This window comes from Candidatus Micrarchaeia archaeon (assembly GCA_041650355.1).
GTDB lineage: Archaea > Micrarchaeota > Micrarchaeia > Anstonellales > Bilamarchaeaceae > JAHJBR01.
Genome location: JBAZLI010000090.1, coordinates 1 through 3,376 on the forward strand (window position 1 = coordinate 1; position 3,376 = coordinate 3,376).

The following is a 3,376-nucleotide window of genomic DNA, read 5'->3' on the forward strand; positions in this document are numbered from 1 at the left end:
TTAGTACGAGAGGAACGGGGATCCGGAGCCACTAGTACACCAGTCGTACAAGCGTCGCTGGGCAGCCACGCTCCACGCTGATAAGACCTGAAAGCATCTAAGGACGAAGCAGCTCTCAAAACTAGTTACCAAAGCCCGCCCATAGCAGATGGGTTTGATAGAATCGGGGTGTAAGAGGCTAGCGCAAGCGAGCCTTTCAGCCTGCGGTCACTAACGGGATAATCACAACAATCTTCTCGACTTCCAACGTTTGCCTCACTCGCGCTCTTTTTTCTTGTTTTTCTTCTCAATAGTTAGCGTCAGCTATTTATTTGTTCCCTTATGGAGCACCTTTTTTGGGCGCATAGCATCCCAGAGTGAATATATCAAAAGGCAGTTTCCCGTCTGTCTCGAGCTTGGCTGTAATCTCGCCCAACACAATTTTCTTAATCTTCATATACTGTTCCCTTCCCAATTCCACGTTTCCCACCGCGTACCTCTTGGATTTCACGTTGAAGCAGAACATGCAGTTGTCCAACCCTTCGCAGTTGTGGCAGAACATCGAATTTGCGCAGTTGGTGCAGCTTTCCATCTCGAAGCAGTTGCTGAGGTTCACGCAACTGTGGCACCTTATGCAAAACCTGGAATAGAGCGTGCGGTAGCAGCCGAACTGGCTTTCCCCGCGCCTTCCGTCCAGAGCGAGCGCGAACGTGCAGTAGGCGCAGTTCTTGTTGTACGTCGCGTCGCATACCTTGTACGTATTCACAGCATGATAAACTATGGGCGTCTGGATGTTGTTTTCCGACGCGCCCTCTATCATATCTATCCTGTAAAATGCGATGGCTGGAAGCTTGCCCAGTATGCTTTTGAGCGACACCTCCTCGCCATCCTCAAAATCCAGGTGCAGCTTCATCGTTTCCATGGATTCCGTAGTGTTCACGGCCCTTTCCCCGGGTATGTACCTGTGGAAGAAAAAATCCACATTCATTGTATCTCCCCCAAAAACGGTCTTTATGGGCGTGATGCGGTTCACGCGCTCGGAAAGGAATTTTTCATACTTGCCCATGGGGGAAAGCTCTTTGCCCAGGACTATGCGGGAAGTTTCCGCGAACGCCTGTTCTATCCTTCCCAAATCCGTTTTCGGAGCTTCCCTCTTAGGTATTTTTACGCTTTCCACCAGCTGCCGGGAAGGTGGCGAGAAATCAAATAGTGACGGGAATGTCCTGTGCTTTTCCAGGTATTCACGGCTTTCGGAAACGAGCTTTTTCCGCAACCCCAGATACTTGTCCCTGGGGAGCGCGAGGTTCCCGATTACGTAATTCTTGGCCCTCTGGCTGAACGAGAACATCACGTTGCTGCAGCCTATAGTATAGTAAGTGAAGAAGAGATCCGAGCTGTTGGCCGAAAAATAGGCCTCAAAGCCGCGTGTGAAGTTGTCCGCGCCCATGGCTTTTATGAGATATTTGCTCCGCAGGAAATATGCGCACCCGAACACGTGTTCGCTCCCGGCGCGGACATAGGAGGAGTGGCTCACGTACTTGCATGTGTCCACTTCGTGCGAATTGTAAACGTAAAAGCTGTCATTGCAATTGTCCGTGTTCTCGTAGAATTTGGACGAGCCGAAAACCTTGTTGCCCGCATACTCCATTCGTTCTTCTATCGCGCCGACTATGGAATCAATATCCTTAATGTCGTTTATGTTGAGCTCGAATCTCCTTTTCAGGTCAATCTCGTCCTGAGAAATCATCTTAGCGCCCTTGCAGTAGCGCGTGTCCGTAATCACGACATCTTTTCCAGAAACTGAGGATTTGCGGCGGCCCGGCTTGTAATGGTAGCGCCAGAGATACTCCTCAATATCGGAAATGTCCAGGTTGCACTCCCCGAAAATTATCCTGAACGTTTCCCTGAAAGCCTCATTCACCTTATCGTAAACTTCGCTCATTTTCAAACCCTCAGGTTGTAGATGCTCAATTTCAAATCCTTGTCCTTCTCCAGCTGTTTTCCAATGGCATCAAGCAGTATCTTCTTCACCCGCACATACTCCTCTTTCCCGACCTCAACGTTTCCTATCGCATATCTTAAACTTTTTGAATTGAAGCAGAACATGCAGTTGCTCAAGCCCTCAGAATTATGGCAGAAATACGAATCCGAGCAGTTGTTGCAGTCCAGCATCTCAAAGCATCTGGTGAGGTTCACCGAATAATAACAGTTGATGCAGAATTTAGAGGAAAAGCAGTACCTGCAGCCGAAGACATATTCTGACTGCCTGGGCCAGAACGAGAATGCGGAATATTTGGTTTCCACCATCGCAGTGGCCTTGTAGCAGTAGCTGCAATAGCCGTATAGCGTGCATTCTTCCATGCCTATGTTCGGCTCGACGATGCCTTCCGGAGTGGTATATTTTATGCCGGATAGAATTTGCCCTGCGTTGGAAAGCGTGAGCTTCCCGATCATTTCCCTGTCAATCTTCCGCTCCCCGAGTTGCAGGGATTCGTCCAGCTTAACCATGTTCTTCTTCACCGAGCGGTAGAAAAAGGTGTTCGCTGCATATACAGTGTTTGTGCTCACCGCTGACTTGGCCCGTATGGGGTCCGCGTCCGTGTACCTGCCGAGCCATTCCGTGTAATCGTCCAGAACCGAGAGCTTCCTGCCCAGCACCACGCCGCTCGTGGTCTCAAACGCTTCTTCGATCTCCTTTCCCATGAAACTCACTGGTTGATTATATCTATTATGCTCGGCAGCGCCTTTTTCGCGCGGAGCGTTTCCCTCATCTCGCCCACGAGCTTGTCCTTAAGTTTCGCGTACTCGTCTTTCTGCAGTTGGACGTTTCCCACCATATAGCTCTTGTTCCTCAAGTTGAACGAGAACATGCAGTTGGTGCACGCTTCGACGCTGCTGCAGTAATAGCAGTCCGAGCACCAGTAGAACCTCATCATCTCCAGGCACCTAACGTCCTTGTATGTCTCGTGCCCGCTTATGCAGAATTTGGTCTCCCCCACCCAGTTGCATCCGAATATGTATTCCCCGAACCGCACGGCGCAGCAGTATCCTATGTACTTTCCGTTGAATATGTCGTACGAGCCGTGGACGGACGAGGAATCCGTGCACCTGCTGGATTCGCTCACCTCCTTCGAGTTGCCCAAGACTATGTTGCCCCCATAATACGCGCGTTCCGAGATTGCCTGCACCAGGGAATCCAGGTCCTTTATGTCGTTCACGTCCAGCGGCAGCGTGCGCGTCCTTTTTTCGTACTCCTTCATCTCATAGTAGCTCATGAACTTCGCGCCGTCATATATGTTCCGGGCGTCTATGAATACGTCCTTGCCGGAAAGCGCGGACTTTTTAACTTCCACGCCGCCCACATACCTCCTAAGGTACCTTTCGTAATTCCAAAGGT

At 50.3% G+C, this 3,376-nt stretch carries 3 protein-coding genes and 1 rRNA gene; 1 reads left to right on the top strand and 3 read right to left on the bottom strand.

The annotated features are described in order from the left end of the window. Nucleotides 1-234, top strand: a 23S ribosomal RNA gene (locus WC488_05080); the annotation flags it as partial. Nucleotides 235-319: 85 nt separating this feature from the next. On the opposite strand, the gene WC488_05085 is transcribed toward WC488_05080, so the two are convergent. From WC488_05085 to WC488_05095, 3 genes are all read right to left on the bottom strand, one after another. Next, the gene (locus WC488_05085) at nt 320-1,921 is read right to left on the bottom strand and encodes a hypothetical protein (GenBank protein ID MFA5077770.1); all 1,602 of its coding nucleotides are present in this window, start codon (nt 1,919-1,921) and stop codon (nt 320-322) included. Nucleotides 1,922-1,923: 2 nt separating this feature from the next. Then, entirely contained in the window at nt 1,924-2,682 is a 759-nt protein-coding gene (locus tag WC488_05090; GenBank protein ID MFA5077771.1) for a hypothetical protein, read from the bottom strand. A 5-nt stretch (nt 2,683-2,687) separates the two neighbouring features. After that, nucleotides 2,688-3,376, bottom strand: a 689-nt coding sequence (locus WC488_05095; protein MFA5077772.1) for a hypothetical protein, incomplete at its 5' end; no start/stop codon positions are given.